Below are 17198 nucleotides of genomic sequence, written 5' to 3'. Positions count from 1 at the left end.
TCTTCGGTCGACGCTACGACGCCCACGCACTCACGCTGACTGCTGCCGAGCTAGACAGCCTCGCTCGCGGGCGGTGGATCGCCGTTGACATCGCCAACGAATACATTCTCTACGTGCGAATTGAAGGTATGGCTGGCGAGGAATTCTGAGGAGTGGAGCAAGATTCGTTTCTTCTCACGAGGCCGAGCGCTGCAGCGCCAGCTATCGGCCCTGGTCGCCTGAGTTGCAGGCCTGCGCTATAAATCAGAATAACGAGGGGGCATGCCTATGCCTAAGCACATAAGCATTGGTATGCTCGCCCATGACTTCCTTTAGGGAGAGGCCGTCTTGGCCGTCCGTGGGCTATGAAGAACGACAATGGGACGGGGCTCAAGATGAGGTCGGCACACGGCCACAGAGCCGACGGGATTTGGAGCCGTACTCAGCCTCAGTGCCTGCGTTCATCGCCGATCTCAATATCCCGCTCAACGATGACCTGAACGCGCTCACGGAAGAGGCTTCGAGCGAGTTGGCTCGTTTCGATGCCGAGGTCGGCCACATCGTGGGACCAATTACCTCCGTCCTCCTGTGCGTCGAGAGTGCCGCGAGCTCCGAGATCGAGCACCTCCGCAGCGCTGCGCGGGAGATCGCACTGGCGGAACTCGGTGGTCGGGCCTCCGAGGATGCCCAGCTCATCATGGGCAATACTCGCGCGATGCAGGCCGCGCTGGCGTTGTCCGAGGCTATCGACGGCCAAGCCATCCTTGAAGTGCATCGTGCTCTCCTTGAGCGCAGCAATCCTGGCGTCGTTGGTCGTTGGCGTGACGAGCAGGTGTGGATCGGCGGCAGGAGCCGCGGTCCGCACCTCGCGCGTTTTGTGCCCCCACATCAGGATCGGGTGCCCTCGCTGATGAGCGACCTTGTTGCCTTCGCAAATCGCGTGGATCTCCCGGTGTTCGCTCAGACCGCGATCGTGCACGCCCAATTCGAAACCATTCACCCGTTCCCCGACGGCAATGGTCGGGTCGGTCGCGCCCTCATGCAAGCGGGGTTGCGGGCCGGAAGGCTCACTCGAAACGTGGTCGTTCCGGTCTCTGCAGGGCTACTGAATGACACCACCCGATATTTCGATGCCCTGAGCGCCTACCGGACCGGAGATGTCACTCCGATAATTCGCTCCATCGCGCATGCATCATTCGTCGCGATGAACAATGGACACCTCCTCGTAAACGATCTGCAAGCGATTCAGATCGGATGGCGCGGGCGCATCACCGCAAGACGAGACTCTGCCGCCCACCGCCTCTTGGGTTTCCTCCTTCGCCAACCCGCGATCGGCGCCCGCTGCGTCGGCGCTCAGCTTGGCGTCTCGCCCGTCAATGCTCAGGTCGCCATAGACCACCTCGTGGACGCCGGAATCCTGATTCAGATCACGGACGGGCGAAGAAACCGAATCTGGCTCGCACAGGACGTCGTGAGAGTCCTCGAAGACTTCGCGGCAAGGGCCAGAAGGCGCCGATAGCTGAAGCTGGCTTAGCCTGAATCCACCGGTTGGCCTCTGATGAATTCTTGATTTGGGCGCGATCCTTTTTCGGGGTTTTGGGCTCGGTCGAGCTGTGGGCCTTGATGCCTGGGTGTTCCACTGGGGTTCCTGGTTGCGCCCGGTCGGGCTCGATGGTTAGGTGGCGGCGCGGCCGGGCGGGTTGCAAACGCTGGTGAACAGCGCCGACCAGCCTTCTTCCCAGGGCCAGCTTTCGGGCAGGTGCAATGTGACGCGTCGTGCCGACGTGGATACTCTGGCGGCGACGTTGATGAGTTTGCGGCGAACGGTCGCGGTGACGGCTTTTCCGAGGGCGGGATTGGCGAGGGTGCCGGCGGCGCGGGTGAGATTGAACGTGATGCAGGCCAGCACCAGCCAGGCGGCGTTGGCCGTGAATACGCCGGACGGGAAGTGCGCCATCGCCGACGCTTTCATGTCGGCGTTCAAATTTTCGATGATCGCATGGTGGCGGTGGGTTTTGTCGGCGTCAACGGTGTTCAGGGTGCTGGTGGTGAAGAACGCGTGAAAGCGGAACAGGTCGAAAAGGGTGCCTTGCCCGGCGGCGACGGTCTTGTTCAGTTCCGGGATGCGGCGCACGACGAGGCGTCCAGGGATTTGTTCGCTCTTCTTCTTGGAGCCGAACGCGGTGAAGGGGATTTCGGCGACTTCCGCGTCGGAGATCCACCGCCCGGTGGCGTCGTCGAAGATCGCATTGGTGTATTTGATCGGGGTCCACGCGGTATCGGGGATGGTGCTGATACCCGCTTTCACCAATGAATTCAGGCGTGCCGTGATCGAAACCATCGCCCCGGCACGGAGGGCAGCTTGGATGACGGCGCTGACGTAGTAGGCGCTGTCGGCTCGGAGGAGAAGCATTCCTTTTGCGGTTGGGCTGCGCAGTCGTTTCACGGTCGCGAGGGTGTCGGAGACGAATTTCTTTGCGCCGCGGGCGGAGTTGGTGGGGCCTTTGCGTAGCCGGGAGCTGACGATGATCGGAGCGGCCGATCCGGTGCTGACGATGGCGAGCAGGGCGTTGAGGCCGCGAACACCGGAGTAGCCAAACCCGGCGCCTTGCTTCTTATATCCGTGCACTTCCCTGATGGTGTCGTCAATATCGACCAGGGCGAGGTCGTCGATACCGGTCACGATCGGCGTGACGGCGCCGAGGTTCTGCAGCCACCGGGACGCGGCGGCGTCGAGCTGGCGGACATGGCCAAAAGCGAACGCGCGCAGGAACGATCCCAGGGTCGAGGGCGCATAGGTTCCGGTGAACAATTTCCGGAGAGCGCCGTGCCGGAGCACGGCCATATCGTCGATGGAGTCGGCGCCGGTGAGCATTCCTGCGACCAGTGCCAGCGCTTTCAGGCCGGCATTCGCGCCGAAGTAACCGGGCAGTTTCACCCACTCATCGACCAGCGCGCCGAGGCCTGTTTTCTCGGCCAGAGCCATCGTGGGCACCAGTCCGGCCGACGACACGAGATTGGGGTCGTCGAAGGATGCAGAAAAGGACCGGTGAGTGTGAGAAAGTTGCATCTACGAGATGCCTCCTTGATCGTTGAATAGTTTGTCTAAGTAACAACTATTTTAGCTGATCAGAGGGGTATTCTCGGTTTAACGCGCCGTCAGAATCTGAGGTCGACCGGTGGATTCAGGCTTAGGTACGGGAGCCGCCCCTCAGCCCGATGAACCAGCACGCTAGGCTCGGGGCATGAAGCTATCGGGGAAGTTTCGGGTTGGTGCAGCAATCGGCGTCGGGGTAGTGGCGGCCGTGGGGTTGACGGGGTGCGCGACCGACGGCCAGCTGGGGATCTTCTCCGAGGAGCAATCGGCGGAAGATATCGTTTCGGTGAGCGAGGGTCTGCCCAATACCGCAGACGCTGACACCACCCGATTCTTGTGGGCCGACGGCGACGTGAGGTACTTCGCGGCTCTGTCGCTCGACGGTGACCCGTGCATGATAGTTCTCGATGGCGACCCGGGAACAAGCTCGAACGCCTGCTCGACGGCGCTGCCGCTCATGATCAGTTCGGGACCCGGCGCGCGTGAAGTGATGCTTGCCGACGAACTGCCCAGTTCGTCGCCCGACTGGGAAAAAGTCGCCGAGCACCTTTGGGTGTCGAAGTAGCCCGCCCGCTCAGTCCTGGCTGGGCCATTCGCCGTCCGTGAAGATCACGGCGTCAGGCGAGAAGTTCCCGAATGTCCGACGCCGTCAGGGCTGTCGCGCGAGCGGCCCCATCCGTCATCACGCTCTCGAACAGACGCGCCTTGGTGGCTTTGAGCGCCATCACCTTCTCTTCGATGGTGTCCTTCGATACCAGGCGGTAGACCATCACGTTCTTGGTCTGGCCGATGCGGTGCACGCGGTCGACGGCCTGAGCCTCGGTCGCCGGGTTCCACCACGGGTCGAGCAGAATCACGTAGTCGGCCTCGGTGAGGTTGAGGCCGAACCCGCCGGCCTTAAGGCTGATCAAAAAGACCGACGTGTCGCCGTCTTTGAAATCGCTGATCGCCTTCGCCCGGTTGCGCGTCTTGCCGTCGAGGTACGAATAGCTGATGCCGGCGGCGTCGAGCCTGTCGCGCGCCTTGCCCAGGTATTGCGTGAACTGGCTGAAGATGAGCGTGCGGTGTCCCTCGGCCACCGTGTCTTCGAGCAGCTCGAGTAGGGCGTCGAGCTTGGTCGACGGCACGTTGTCGTACTTCTTATCGTAGAGGCTCGCGTCGAGGCTGAGCTGGCGCAGCATGGTGAGCGAGCGGAAGATCTCGAACCGGTTCGCGTTCATGTTGTCGATCAGGCCGAGCACCTTCTGGCGCTCGCGGGCGAGGTGCATGTCGTAGACCTTGCGGTGCTTGGGGTGCAGGTCGAGTTCGAGCACCTGCTCCTGCTTCTCGGGCAGGTCTCCCGCCACCTGATCTTTGGTGCGGCGCAGCATGAATGGGCGGATGCGGCGGCGCAGTTGCCCGAGCCGCTCGCTGTCGCCGTCGGACTCGATCGGTTTGCGGTAGTAGTCGGTGAACCGGGTGGGGCTTGGGAACAGGCCGGGAGCCGTGATCGACAGGAGCGACCACAGCTCCATCAGGTTGTTCTCCATCGGCGTGCCCGTGATGGCGAGCTTGAACGGGGTGTTGAGTCGGCGCGCGCACTGGTGCGCCTTGGCCTGGTGGTTCTTCACGAACTGCGCCTCGTCGAGCAGCAGGCCGGCCCAGTCAATGCCGTTGTACTCGTCGAAGTCGAGTCGAAACAGGGTGTAGCTCGTGATCACGACATCCGCTGACTTGCTCACGGATGCGAGACCGTCGCCCCGCTTGCCGGCCGTCTGCGTGACCGTGGCCACGTTCAGCCCCGGGGCGAAGCGAGCGCACTCGGTGGCCCAGTTGGAGACCACGCTTGTGGGCGCCACCACGAGGAAGGGCTTCGAAGCCTCGTCGGCGGGCTGGTTATCCCGGGCGTGGGCGATCAGCGCAATCGCCTGGAGGGTCTTTCCGAGGCCCATGTCGTCGGCGAGGATGCCGCCGAGTCGGTGGTCGTAGAGAAAGCTGAGCCAGTCGAAACCGGCCTGCTGGTAGCCGCGCAACGTGGCGTGCACGAGAGGGGAGAGCGGGCGCTCGTCGATCTGGGTGGCATCCGTCAGCCCGGCGATCGCCGAACGCCAGGTGGCGGCCTGCTGCGCCACCACGCCGAGTTGCTGCAGCTCTTCCCAGAGGTCGGCCTGAAAACGGCTCAGCCCGAGCGAGTCGGAGGAGGCGTCCTGCAGGCCGCGGGCCTCCTCGATCAGGGTGCGCAGCTGGTGCAGCTCCGGCCTGTCGAGACTGAAGTAGGTGCCCGTGGGCAGGATCATGAGTTCCTGCTCTGAGGCGAGGGCGCGGAAGAGTTCGTCGAAGGCGATCTCCTCGCCGTCGATACTCACCGTGACATCGAGGTTGAACCAGTCCCGGCTGCCCTCGCGCTCGCTCGTGGTGAGGCTGATCACCGGGGCCTCATCGGCCGGGCGGTAGCTCGGGGCGCCCTCGGCGATCGTGACGACCACGTTCGGCCGGGCTTCGAGCCGTGGCACGAGGGTGTCGAGGAACTCGATCATGGCGGAGCCTTCGAGGCTCGACCGGGTGTTAAGCCGGGGGCGCCCGCGGTACTCGGGGGCGATCGACGGGAACGGCACGAGCGCGGTCTCGAGCCCGCGCAGAATTTCTGTCTCAGCACCCTCGTCGCGAAAGTTGGTGTCGTGCGCAGCGGGCCAGAGGCCGATGCGGTAACGCTCGACGGGCTCATCGCCGTCGACGTAGCGCCACTGCCAGAGCAGCTCGACGGTGTGGCCCACCTGATGGGTCACGTCGAGGGCGAGCGTCGGCCGCGGGGTCTCCGGCAGGGTGAACGAAGCGTCCAGGCTGGTGAGAGCGACCTGCCGGCGCAGGAACGGGTAGTAGTCGGCGAGGAACGCGGGTTCGTCGGCGAGGGGAATGTGCAGAGGGTCCGCGGCCGTGGCGAGGGCGCGCATCTCCGGGCTTACCCGGTGCCCGAGCGGGGCGAGGGTGAGGCTCGTGAGGTTGTCGTCGTCGAGGTCTTCCGCGTTCGACCACGTGAAGATGCCGTGCGCGGGCTCACCGATGAAGCCGAACTGGCGATGCTCGAGGTGCGCGGAGTCCAGAGCCACGAGGGGGGTGAGAATGAGGGCGTCATTCGTGCGGCTGATGTCGATCTCGAGCGCGGCGTCAGTTTTACTCAGCACGATGGGGGACTGCGTGGCGTTCGTCGACACGAGCGGCAGGCCGCTGGCTTCGGCCTCGCCGAGCAGCTCCCAGAGCGCCTTGTTGGCGAAGCCGTCGAGGTGAATCCACTGATCGGTGTACGTGTAATACCGTGATCCGGCCGCGTACAGCGCGTAGATGGCGCTGAGGATCTTGCGGTGTGCAGGCAGGAAGGAGCCAGGGAGGTAGGAGATGTTGTCCCAGGTCACGTTGCCGCGAATCCACTTGCCCTTCTTGCCCATCTGCATGGGGCGGGCGCCGAGGCGCTGGGGTTGCGGGCCCCTGGCGGCGGCGGCACGGCCGGCGTAGGCGGCCTCGAGCAGATCGAATTGCAGGGCGAGAGCTGTGCCGGTGGAGTCCTCCGTACCCTGTCGGGTGATGGAGCCGAGGGCGGTCTGCCAGGCGGGGGCCGCCGGTGGCTGCGGCGTGGCCTCGAACCTGGGCAGCCGCCGGTCGCCCAGGGAGCGCGCCGACCCCGTGGAGCGCGGCTGGCTCGCCTCCGGGGCGCTCGCGCTGGCGATCAGCAGGGCGGCGACGTGCTTGCAATTGCTCTTCATGGGGCAGGTGCAGACACCGGATGCCCGCAGCACAGCGCCCGTGGAGCTCAGGGTAAATGACACAGTCACCGCGTAGGGCTGGGCATTCGTGCCTTGCACGTTGCCGAAGAGTTGGGTACCCGAGCCGAACCAGGATCGCGAGGTGACGTGGCCGTTGCGGGCGTAGCGCTCGCCGCGTGAGAACGCCTGGCTGCCGACGAGTCGTGCGATCTCGTGTGTGCTGAGGGTATGCGCCATGGGTAAGAAGGGCTCCAGTCTTTAGCCAACCTCTATTGTCGCACCTGTTGCCCGCGCGACAGCTCGGAGATGCCCGCGCCCCTGGTGGCGCCGGGCACCAGGGGAGGGATAAAGTTGAGCGAATTTGACTCACCTCGGGAGGAACGCGATGCAAGCCGGACAGCAGCCGTCACAGGAAAAGGCAAAGACCGCGCTCGAGCTCTACGGCGTGAACCTCACCGAGATAGCCAAGAGCGGCAAGCTCGACCCCGTGATCGGTCGTGACGCCGAGATCCGCCGCATCAGCCAGGTGCTCACTCGTCGCACCAAGAACAATCCGGTTCTGATCGGGGAGCCGGGCGTGGGCAAGACCGCCGTCGTGGAGGGGCTCGCCCAGCGCATCGTGGCCGGCGACGTGGCCGATTCCCTCAAGAACAAGACGCTCGTGGCCCTCGACCTCGCGGCCCTCGTGGCCGGAGCCAAGTACCGCGGCGAGTTTGAGGAGCGCCTCAAGGCCGTGCTCAAGGAGATCAACGACGCCGACGGCGAGATCATCACTTTCGTCGACGAGTTGCACACGCTCATGGGCGCGGGCGGCGGCGAGGGGTCTGTCGCGGCCTCCAACATGCTCAAGCCCATGCTCGCCCGCGGCGAGCTGCGCCTCATCGGCGCGACGACCCTCAACGAATACCGAGAGTTCATCGAGAAGGATGCCGCGCTGGAGCGCCGCTTCCAGCCCGTGCTTGTGGACGAACCGTCGGTCGAAGACACTATCGCGATTCTCCGCGGCCTCAAGGAACGGTACGAAGCCCACCACAAGGTGACGATCGCCGACGCGGCGTTGGTGGCCGCGGCATCCCTCTCGAACCGCTACATCACGGCCAGGCAACTGCCCGACAAGGCGATCGACCTCATCGACGAGGCCGCGAGCCGGCTGCGCATGGAGATCGACTCGTCCCCGGTGGAGATCGACGAGCTGCGCCGCGGCGTCGACAGGCTCAAGCTTGAGGAACTCGCGCTCAAAAAGGAGAAGGACGACGCCTCGAAGGCGCGGCTGGCGAAGCTGCGCTCCGACCTCGTGGAGCGTGAGGCCAGGTTGAAAGACCTGCAGGCACGCTGGGACAAGGAGCGCGCCACGCTCAACCGCGTCGGCGAACTGCGCGAGCGCCTCGACGGGGCCCGAATCGACGCCGACCGCGCCCAGCGCGAGGGCAACCTCGAGAAGGCCTCGCGCCTGCTCTACGGCGATATTCCCGTGATGGAGCGCGAGCTGCGCGACGCCGAACAGGCCGAATCTGACGGCCCGCGCATGGTCAACGATCAGGTCGCCGCCGAAGACATCGCCGCCGTCGTCGCCGCCTGGACCGGCATTCCAGTGGGGCGCCTGCTGCAGGGCGAGACCGAGAAGCTGCTCAGCCTCGAGAGCGAGCTCGCCCACCGGCTGATCGGCCAGAAGCCCGCTGTGCGCGCCGTCGCGGATGCCGTGCGCCGCTCGCGCGCCGGTATCTCAGACCCCGACCGGCCCACTGGCTCCTTCCTCTTCCTCGGGCCGACCGGAGTGGGCAAGACCGAACTCGCCAAGGCGCTCGCCGAGTTTCTCTTCGACGACGAAAAGGCCATGGTGCGCATCGACATGAGCGAGTACGGCGAGAAATTCTCGGTGTCGCGCCTCGTGGGAGCCCCTCCCGGCTACGTCGGCTACGAGCAGGGCGGCCAGCTCACAGAGGCCGTGCGGAGGCGACCGTACTCGGTGATCCTGTTCGACGAGGTGGAGAAGGCGCACCCCGAGGTCTTCGACGTGCTGCTGCAGGTGCTCGACGACGGTCGGCTCACCGACGGACAGGGTCGCACCGTGGACTTTCGTAACACGATTCTCGTGCTCACCTCCAACCTCGGCTCGCAGGTGCTCGTGGATCCCACGCTATCCACCGAACAGAAAGAAGAGGCCGTGCAGCTGATGGTGCGGCAGGCGTTCAAGCCAGAATTCGTCAACCGTCTCGACGACATCGTGATCTTCTCCACCCTCACGACCGACGAGCTCGGCGAGATCGTCGAACTCTACGTCGAGCGCCTGCAACGACGTCTCTCCGAGCGACGGCTGGAACTCGCGGTGACCCCGGATGCCCGCCGCTGGCTCGCCGACGAAGGCTACGACCCGATTTACGGGGCGCGTCCCCTCCGCCGTCTGATGCAGCGCGAGATCGACGACCGGCTGGCCCGGGCGCTGCTCGCGGGGGACATCCGCGACGGGGAAACCGTGCTCGTCGAACTCGCGGCCGACGGTGGGGAGCTCACCGTGGCATCCGCTCCCATCGTGGAGCTCCTGCCCGACGACCTCGACGACGACCTGCTCTGACCGGCGGCTGGCGCACAGGAAACCACTCAGGAACGCCACCTAGGCTTTAACCATGCTTGCAACTGTGATCCATGGCGAACGCGATATCCGCCTCGAAGAAGTCCCCAACCCCGTGCTGTCCACCGGAGGCGACGCCATCGTGCGCGTCGTTGCCGCGTGCGTCTGCGGTTCCGACTTATGGCCGTACCGGGGGATCGCGCCCACTGCAGAACCGAAGCGCATCGGTCACGAATTCGTGGGCGTCGTCGAAGAAATCGGAGCGGATGTCTCCACCATCAAGGTGGGTGACTTCGTCATTGCGCCGTTCTACGACTGTGACAACACTTGTGTGAATTGCCGCAACGGCGTGAGCACCTCCTGCCTCAACGGTGGCTGGTGGGGAGCCGACGACAAGATGGGCGGCTTCGCCGACGGCGCCCAGGGCGAGCGCGTACGCGTTCCCCACGCCGACGGATCCCTCGTGGCCACTCCGGAGCAGCCCGACGATTCGCTTGTGCCGAGCCTGCTCACCCTCGCCGACGTGATGGGAACCGGTCACCACGCCGCGATCTCCGCCGGTGTCACGGCGGGCAGCACTGTCGTCGTGGTGGGTGACGGAGCCGTGGGGCTGTGCGCCGTTCTCGCGAGCAAGCGTCTCGGTGCGACCCGCATCATCGCCATGTCGCGCCATGCTGATCGTCAGGCCGTGGCCCGGGAATTCGGTGCGACCGACATCGTGGAGCTGCGCGGCGACGAGGGCGTCGCCCGCGTGCAGGAGCTGCTCGACGGCATCGGCGCCGACTGCGTTCTCGAGTGCGTCGGCACCGCGGAATCCATGGACCAGGCCATCCGGTCGGCTCGTCCGGGTGGCATGGTCGGCTACGTCGGCGTGCCGAACGGCGGCGCCGAGTTGCCGATCCGCACACTTTTCGGAACTAACGTCGGCGTCAACGGCGGCGTCGCATCCGTTCGCGGCTATGTCGACGAGCTGCTGCCAGAGGTACTCTCCGGAGCGATCAACCCCGGTCGCGTCTTCGACCTGCAGCTTCCGCTCGCGGAGGTCGCCGAGGCGTACGCCGCCATGGACGAACGCCGCGCCATTAAGGTGCTGCTGCGCCCGTAGCGCTGGGCAAGATCGTGCGTGGCCGGCCGGCCGACCTGAAAGGAACGTCGTGAATCAACCGCTGCTCTGGGGTGGCCTGCTGGCTTTCGCCGTGGTCGCCGGCGTCGTTCGTCTCGTGGTGGGGCGCCCGCTGTTGAGGGGGCGTTCGCTGCGCGTGGGCTCAGTGTCGGCTGCCGTCGCGTTCGCGAGCGGGCTTGCGCTCGTCTTCCACTGCGCGGCGATGTTTTTCGGCCCGTGGATCGACGCGGTGGCGTTTCTGCGGGCGCCCGCAGACATGGTTCGGGCGATGGGTGTGGCCAGCGAAATTGCCTACTGGGTGCCCGCCGCTGCCCTACTGCTGGCCTGGTGGCGCGTGTGGTGGCCCGCGTTGGTGGCGCTTGCGGTCACCTTGGCCGGGGTCGGCGTGACCATGTACTGGCCCTACCCACTCGTGGTGCACCTCGCATGGCTCACGGCCGTGATCATCGTGGGATCGTTGATACCACTTCTGCTGCTGCGTGGGCCACGCGCCGTGCGCTAGGCACTCCTAGTCGTTGACGAGCAGCAGCTCCGAGAGGGGTTTGCGGGTGCGCGGCGCAACTTCGCGCTCGAGCAGGGCCGGGGAGAGGGCCGACGCGTCGCCCAGAACGCCGAGAGCCGTGATCGTGACGATCACCTGGTTGTCGGTGAGGCCGAACGCCGTCGCGAGGGCGGCCGCGTCGAACCCGCCGAGCTGGTGGGTGTGCAGGCCCTCGTGCTGGGCCTGGATGGTGAGGTGAGCCACTGCCTGGCCGAGGTCATAGCGAGCCCACGGGTTTTCCTTGAGCTCGTCGGCGGTCTTGTCGATGGCGAGCTCGGCCACGTTGGCGATGAGAACGGATGCCGAGTCGGCCCAGGTCTGGTTGAAGCCCATCAGGTTCGCGTGGATCGTGTTGAAGGCTTCGGAACCGCGGCGGGCCACGATGAAGCGCGCGGGCTGCATGTTGCTGGCAGACGGAGCCCAACGCGCGGCCTCGAGCACGGTCATGAGTGTGGCCTCGTCGATGACGGCGGCGGCGTCGTAGCCGCGGGGGCTCCAACGCTCAATCAGGATGGGGATGAGCGGCGCGTCGGTGTCGGCGCGGCGGCTGTGCGTATCGGTGATGAGGCTCATGGGTCAGATCCTTCGAAAGAGACGAATTGGCCGGGGCAACTCTGACCCACCTCTTTCAACAGCGGATGCCGCACGACCATTCCCGGCCCACGGCATCCGTCATGCTACTCGGTGAGCAGCCGGGTGCGCACCTCGCGGCGCAGGATCTTCCCGAGCAGAGAGCGCGGCATGTCATCGACCTGCACAATGCGCTTCGGAACCTTGTAGGCGGACAGCCGGGTGCGGCAATATTCGCGCACGGCGTCGACGTCGAGGTGCGCGCCGCCGATGAGCACGACCGCCGCCACGATGTCTTCGCCGCCGCTTTCGCTCGGAAGCCCGACGGCCGCCGCATCCACGATGTCGGGGTGAGACAGGAGGGCTTCCTCCACCTCGGACGGGGCCACATTGAATCCGCCCGTGATGATGAGCTCTTTCATGCGGTCGACGACGGTGATGAAGCCGTCGGCGGAGACGCGAACGATGTCGCCCGTGCGCAACCAGCCGTCGGGTAATAGAACCTGAGCGGACTCGCTCGGACGATCCCAGTAGCCGGAGAACACCTGCGGCCCGCGTACGAGAAGCTCGCCTTCCTCATCGAACTCGAGGTCGATCAGGGGATCGGCGGGGGCGACGACACGAATCTCCGTGCTCGGGAACGGCACGCCCACGGTGCCGGGCCGGCGGGTGAGGCCGATCGGGTTGCCGGCGATGATCGGCGAGGCTTCGGTCATGCCGTAGCCCTCCACGAGCAGGCCGCCGGTGGCCTCTTCCCAACGCTCCACGATCGACACCGGCAGGTTCATCGCACCTGAGATGGCGAAGCGGATGCCCGCGAGGCTCACCTTGCGCGCGGCAGCGGCCGTGACGAGGCGATCGTAGATGGGAGGAACGGCCGGCAGGAACGTGGGTGGTGCGTGCCGTGCGGCATCGAGCACAAGCTTCTCGTCAAACTTGGGGAACAGCACGAGCCTGGCCCCGATGCTCATCGCGAAGGTGAGGCAGAGCGTGAGGCCGTACGCGTGGAACATAGGCAGTACGGCGTAGACGGTCTCGTTGCCCGGCCGCATGCCACGAACCCACGACGAACCCTGGGCAGCGTTCGCACGCAGGTTGTAATGGCTCAGGATTACGCCCTTGGGCGTTCCGGTGGTACCGCTCGTGTACTGGAGCACGGCTGTGTCCTCGAGCTGTGGGCGGGGATGCGACTTGTGCAGTCGGCGGGAGTCCACGAGCGTGTCCCAAGTGGTGGCGCCTTTTCCGGGGCCGGATGTGAGGGCTGCCCGGGCCGTGCGCGCCTTCGCTATCGGCAGCTTGAGCGCGAGGCGCTTGCCAAGCGGCATGGCCTGGATGAGGTCGACCGTGACGATCTCGGTGACGCCCATGTCTTTCGGGAACGCCCGCACCGTGGAGTACACCTTGTCCCAGACTATTGCCACGCGGGCTCCGTGGTCTTCGAACTGGTGGCGTAGCTCCCGGTCGGTGTAGAGCGGGTTGTGCTCCACCACGATGGCACCGAGGCGCAGCACGGCGTAGAAGGCCACGACGTGTTGCGGGCAGTTGGGCAGAACGAGAGCCACCCGGTCGCCGGGCGTGACGCCGAGCTTGCGCAGCCCGTTCGCCGCACGGCTGATGTCTTCGCCGAGTTCCTCGTAGGTGGTCGTGGAGCCGAAGAAGTCCAGGGCAATGTTTCGGCCGAAACGCTTCGTCGACGCCTCCATCATGTCGATCAGAGTCTCGGTGGGCTCTTCAATCGTGCCCGGAACACCGGGCGCGTACGCGGCGAGCCAGGGACGGTCGGCGAAGACGCTCACGAGGCCACGAGCTCACGCTTGAGAGCGGCGACGAACGCGTCGACATCCGCTTCGGTCGTATCGAAACCGCACATCCAGCGCACCTCGCCAGTGTGGGCGTCCCAGTCGTAGAAACGGAAGCTCTCGCGCAGTCGGTCGGCCACCCCGAGCGGCAGTCGGGCGAAGATCGCGTTGGCCTGCGTGGCCTGGGTGAACGCGATATTCGGCACCGAGCCATCCGCTACCCCCTGCTCGAGGGCGTCGCGCAGCCGGTGCGCCATGGCGTTGGCGTGGCTCGCGTTGCGCAACCACAGGTCGTCGCTCAGCAGTGCAATGAACTGCGCCGAGATGAAGCGCATCTTGGAGGACAGCTGCATGTTGGTCTTGCGCAGGTATTTCAAGCCGGTGGATGCCGCGGGGTTGAGCACCACGATGCACTCGCCGAGCATCATGCCGTTCTTGGTGCCGCCGAAGCTGAGCACGTCGACGCCGGCGTCGCGGGTGAACGCGCGCAACGGAACGCCGAGGGTAGCGGCGGCGTTGGAGATGCGAGCGCCGTCCATGTGCAGCGTCATGCCGTTCTTGTGGGCATGGTCGGCAATGGCGCGAACCTCGTCCACCGTATAGGCGGTACCGAGTTCGGTGCTCTGAGTGATCGACACGACGAGCGGCTGCGCGCGGTGCTCGTCGCCCCAGCCCCACGCCTCCTGATCGATGAGGTCGGGGGTGAGCTTGCCGTCGAGTGTGGCGACAGGCAGCAGCTTGAAGCCGCCGACGTATTCCGGGGCGCCGCCCTCGTCGATGTGGATGTGCGCGTTGGCCGTGCAGATGACCGCGCCCCAGCGCGGAAGCATCGACTGGAGGCCGATCACGTTGGCGCCGGTTCCGTTGAACACCGGGAATGCCTCGACGCCCTCGCCGAACTGTTCGACGAACACCTCTTGCAGGCGAGCCGTATAAACGTCTTCGCCGTAGGCCACCTGATGCGCCCCGTTGGCATTCGTGATCGCCTCGAGTATCTCGGGGTGAATGCCGGAGTAGTTGTCAGAGGCGAAACCGCGCAGGTTCAAATCATGGAGTTGGGTCACCCCCCTATTGTCCCGCACCCTCACTTGCAGGTCGAGCAGGTCGAGCAGGTCGAGACCCTCCGCTTCCAGCGGACACTTCTCTTGTGGGTCGCGTGGGGGCGGGGTGTCCGCTCCTCAGCTCAAACAATAAGGTTTCTCAGGCAGGGGCCGGATGGGGCGCTCGGCCCCTGCCTGAGAAAGCTCATAACTCGACACCCCGCGAACACCCCGCCCCCGCGCTGGTTTCGACCCGCCAGCGTGACCCGATCTCGGCACGCCCGCTCGCACCCCTTCCCGTTGGTCGCGCAGCGGGCCCGCTTTTGGCCCGCGCCCGTCGAGACCCCGCGAGCCAATCTCTCGACGAAGCACCGGTCGAGACCTCGTGACCCGGTCTCGCCACGCCCGCGGCCGTTGGTTGCTGCCGTGGGGCGGGGCGACGCGCCCGGGATGTGGGGAAAAGGGGGGCTGATTTGCGTGGTGGGGGGATTGGCCGTAATGTCATCTAAGTCACCCCACAGGTGCGGAAAGCTGCTTAGCTTTTCGGCCTCATGCGGGACCAATCCCAAGTCTAAATCTTCTGCTTTGCAGGTGTGTTTGGCTTGATGAAGTTTCATTCCAGGCCTTTGGGTGTGGGTGGGGCTACACGAAACAAGTGAAGTGCTTCAGTGCAATGGTCTGTGTGGCCGGCGGCTGGGTGCGTCCGATCCTTGAGAACTCAACAGCGTGCACAATGTCAAATGCCAAAAAACCTCGTGGTTGTGGTCCCGTTTCTAGCGGGTAGCAGCCAATGAGATTCCTTTGGAATAACAATTGAAAGTCGTGGTTTCGATCACGCAAACAAACAAAGCAAGTCAGTAATGATTTGTTCTGTCAGTTTCAAACTTGCAGTTTCTTGGCCTATTCCGGCTGGTTATTGCACTAGATGGGCACCGTGTTTGTATTTATATGGATTCGGGAGCTATTCAAACATTTACGGAGAGTTTGATCCTGGCTCAGGACGAACGCTGGCGGCGTGCTTAACACATGCAAGTCGAACGGTGATGAGGAGCTTGCTTCTTTGATCAGTGGCGAACGGGTGAGTAACACGTGAGCAATCTGCCCTTGACTCTGGGATAACTGCGGGAAACTGTAGCTAATACCGGATACGACCTTTGGAGGCATCTCTGGGGGTGGAAAGAATTTTGGTCAAGGATGAGCTCGCGGCCTATCAGCTAGTTGGTGAGGTAATGGCTCACCAAGGCGACGACGGGTAGCCGGCCTGAGAGGGTGACCGGCCACACTGGGACTGAGACACGGCCCAGACTCCTACGGGAGGCAGCAGTGGGGAATATTGCACAATGGGCGCAAGCCTGATGCAGCAACGCCGCGTGAGGGACGAAGGCCTTCGGGTTGTAAACCTCTTTTAGTAGGGAAGAAGCGACTGGGTTTTCCTGGGAGTGACGGTACCTGCAGAAAAAGCACCGGCTAACTACGTGCCAGCAGCCGCGGTAATACGTAGGGTGCAAGCGTTGTCCGGAATTATTGGGCGTAAAGAGCTCGTAGGCGGTTTGTCGCGTCTGCTGTGAAAACCCGAGGCTCAACCTCGGGCCTGCAGTGGGTACGGGCAGACTAGAGTGCGGTAGGGGAGATTGGAATTCCTGGTGTAGCGGTGGAATGCGCAGATATCAGGAGGAACACCAATGGCGAAGGCAGATCTCTGGGCCGTAACTGACGCTGAGGAGCGAAAGCATGGGGAGCGAACAGGATTAGATACCCTGGTAGTCCATGCCGTAAACGTTGGGAACTAGATGTGGGGACCATTCCACGGTCTCCGTGTCGCAGCTAACGCATTAAGTTCCCCGCCTGGGGAGTACGGCCGCAAGGCTAAAACTCAAAGGAATTGACGGGGGCCCGCACAAGCGGCGGAGCATGCGGATTAATTCGATGCAACGCGAAGAACCTTACCAAGGCTTGACATATACCGGAAACGGCTGGAAACAGTCGCCCCGCAAGGTCGGTATACAGGTGGTGCATGGTTGTCGTCAGCTCGTGTCGTGAGATGTTGGGTTAAGTCCCGCAACGAGCGCAACCCTCGTCCTATGTTGCCAGCACGTAATGGTGGGAACTCATGGGATACTGCCGGGGTCAACTCGGAGGAAGGTGGGGATGACGTCAAATCATCATGCCCCTTATGTCTTGGGCTTCACGCATGCTACAATGGCCGGTACAAAGGGCTGCGATACCGCAAGGTGGAGCGAATCCCAAAAAGCCGGTCTCAGTTCGGATTGAGGTCTGCAACTCGACCTCATGAAGTCGGAGTCGCTAGTAATCGCAGATCAGCAACGCTGCGGTGAATACGTTCCCGGGCCTTGTACACACCGCCCGTCAAGTCATGAAAGTCGGTAACACCCGAAGCCGGTGGCCTAACCCCTTGGGGAAGGAGCTGTCGAAGGTGGGATCGGTGATTAGGACTAAGTCGTAACAAGGTAGCCGTACCGGAAGGTGCGGCTGGATCACCTCCTTTCTAAGGAGCACGTGCAGTCCCGTCTGTATACAGCGGAATACGATTGCCAGTCATACCAGGCCGAACGGTTTGGATGGCGCTCATGGGTGGAACATTGACATTGATGCGAAGACGACTGGTCTTCACTCGGTACGCTCCTTCGGGGGTTGGAAAAGTGGGGGTCAGGGAGAATCGCATATGCACGCTGTTGGGTCCTGAGGGACCGGAACATCACGCACTTTGGTGTGTGTTGGACTT

General features: G+C 64.2%; 10 protein-coding genes and 1 rRNA gene. 6 read left to right on the top strand and 5 right to left on the bottom strand.

Translation table 11 applies throughout. The features are described 5' to 3' along the window. Positions 1–430 precede the first annotated feature (430 nt). Complete coding sequence (locus tag BJ997_RS17820; protein ID WP_236629185.1) at positions 431–1498, top strand: Fic family protein; 1068 nt, start codon at positions 431–433, stop codon at positions 1496–1498. Positions 1499–1654: 156 nt separating this feature from the next. On the opposite strand, the gene BJ997_RS17815 is transcribed toward BJ997_RS17820, so the two are convergent. Beyond that, positions 1655–3049: an IS1380 family transposase gene (locus tag BJ997_RS17815; RefSeq protein ID WP_035841044.1), complete on the bottom strand. Its 1395-nt coding sequence runs from the start codon at positions 3047–3049 to the stop codon at positions 1655–1657. Between the two features lie 175 nt (positions 3050–3224). On the opposite strand from BJ997_RS17815, the gene BJ997_RS17810 reads away from it, so the two are divergent. Then, on the top strand, positions 3225–3641 hold the full coding sequence (locus tag BJ997_RS17810) for a hypothetical protein (protein ID WP_035839770.1): 417 nt from the start codon (positions 3225–3227) through the stop codon (positions 3639–3641). 52 nt (positions 3642–3693) lie between these two features. Here the strand turns inward: BJ997_RS17810 and BJ997_RS17805 are convergent, their stop codons facing one another. Continuing rightward, a complete protein-coding gene (locus BJ997_RS17805) occupies positions 3694–7050 on the bottom strand; it encodes a DEAD/DEAH box helicase (protein WP_035839771.1) in 3357 nt (1118 codons plus the stop codon). A gap of 148 nt (positions 7051–7198) precedes the next feature. On the opposite strand from BJ997_RS17805, the gene BJ997_RS17800 reads away from it, so the two are divergent. From BJ997_RS17800 to BJ997_RS17790, 3 genes are read left to right on the top strand one after another with little or no spacing between them, the layout of a single operon-like run. After that, positions 7199–9385, top strand: coding sequence for an ATP-dependent Clp protease ATP-binding subunit (locus BJ997_RS17800; protein WP_084141727.1), 2187 nt, complete (start codon positions 7199–7201; stop codon positions 9383–9385). Positions 9386–9437: 52 nt separating this feature from the next. Beyond that, positions 9438–10487, top strand: coding sequence for a zinc-dependent alcohol dehydrogenase family protein (locus tag BJ997_RS17795; RefSeq protein WP_035839773.1), 1050 nt, complete (start codon positions 9438–9440; stop codon positions 10485–10487). Between the two features lie 49 nt (positions 10488–10536). Beyond that, positions 10537–11007 carry a hypothetical protein gene (locus BJ997_RS17790; protein WP_035839776.1) on the top strand — a complete coding sequence of 157 codons (471 nt, stop codon included), beginning with the start codon at positions 10537–10539 and terminating at the stop codon, positions 11005–11007. 6 nt (positions 11008–11013) lie between these two features. On the opposite strand, the gene BJ997_RS17785 is transcribed toward BJ997_RS17790, so the two are convergent. The 3 genes from BJ997_RS17785 to BJ997_RS17775 all read right to left on the bottom strand — a co-directional run bounded on the left by BJ997_RS17785 (position 11014) and on the right by BJ997_RS17775 (position 14479). Next, the gene (locus BJ997_RS17785) at positions 11014–11619 is read right to left on the bottom strand and encodes a nitroreductase family protein (RefSeq protein WP_035839778.1); all 606 of its coding nucleotides are present in this window, start codon (positions 11617–11619) and stop codon (positions 11014–11016) included. A gap of 104 nt (positions 11620–11723) precedes the next feature. Next, complete coding sequence (locus tag BJ997_RS17780; RefSeq protein WP_035839780.1) at positions 11724–13412, bottom strand: long-chain-fatty-acid--CoA ligase; 1689 nt, start codon at positions 13410–13412, stop codon at positions 11724–11726. Continuing rightward, positions 13409–14479: a threonine aldolase family protein gene (locus BJ997_RS17775; RefSeq protein WP_035839782.1), complete on the bottom strand. Its 1071-nt coding sequence runs from the start codon at positions 14477–14479 to the stop codon at positions 13409–13411. Before BJ997_RS17775 ends, BJ997_RS17780 begins: the two co-directional genes overlap by 4 nt. 948 nt (positions 14480–15427) lie before the next feature. On the opposite strand from BJ997_RS17775, the gene BJ997_RS17770 reads away from it, so the two are divergent. Then, positions 15428–16961, top strand: a 16S ribosomal RNA gene (locus tag BJ997_RS17770). The last annotated feature ends 237 nt before the right edge of the window (positions 16962–17198 follow it).

The sequence above is a fragment of the Cryobacterium roopkundense genome (assembly GCF_014200405.1).
GTDB lineage: Bacteria > Actinomycetota > Actinomycetes > Actinomycetales > Microbacteriaceae > Cryobacterium > Cryobacterium roopkundense.
Note: the sequence above shows the minus strand (reverse complement) of the source record. Positions and strands in the feature narration are given on the sequence as shown.

Excerpts from the sequence above, each read along its gene's own strand:
- BJ997_RS17815 (WP_035841044.1), bottom strand. The coding sequence starts at position 3,049 with ATGCAACTTTCTCACACTCACCGGTCCTTTTCTGCATCCTTCGACGAC.
- BJ997_RS17810 (WP_035839770.1), top strand. The coding sequence starts at position 3,225 with ATGAAGCTATCGGGGAAGTTTCGGGTTGGTGCAGCAATCGGCGTCGGG.
- BJ997_RS17805 (WP_035839771.1), bottom strand. The coding sequence starts at position 7,050 with ATGGCGCATACCCTCAGCACACACGAGATCGCACGACTCGTCGGCAGC.
- BJ997_RS17800 (WP_084141727.1), top strand. The coding sequence starts at position 7,199 with ATGCAAGCCGGACAGCAGCCGTCACAGGAAAAGGCAAAGACCGCGCTC.
- BJ997_RS17795 (WP_035839773.1), top strand. The coding sequence starts at position 9,438 with ATGCTTGCAACTGTGATCCATGGCGAACGCGATATCCGCCTCGAAGAA.
- BJ997_RS17785 (WP_035839778.1), bottom strand. The coding sequence starts at position 11,619 with ATGAGCCTCATCACCGATACGCACAGCCGCCGCGCCGACACCGACGCG.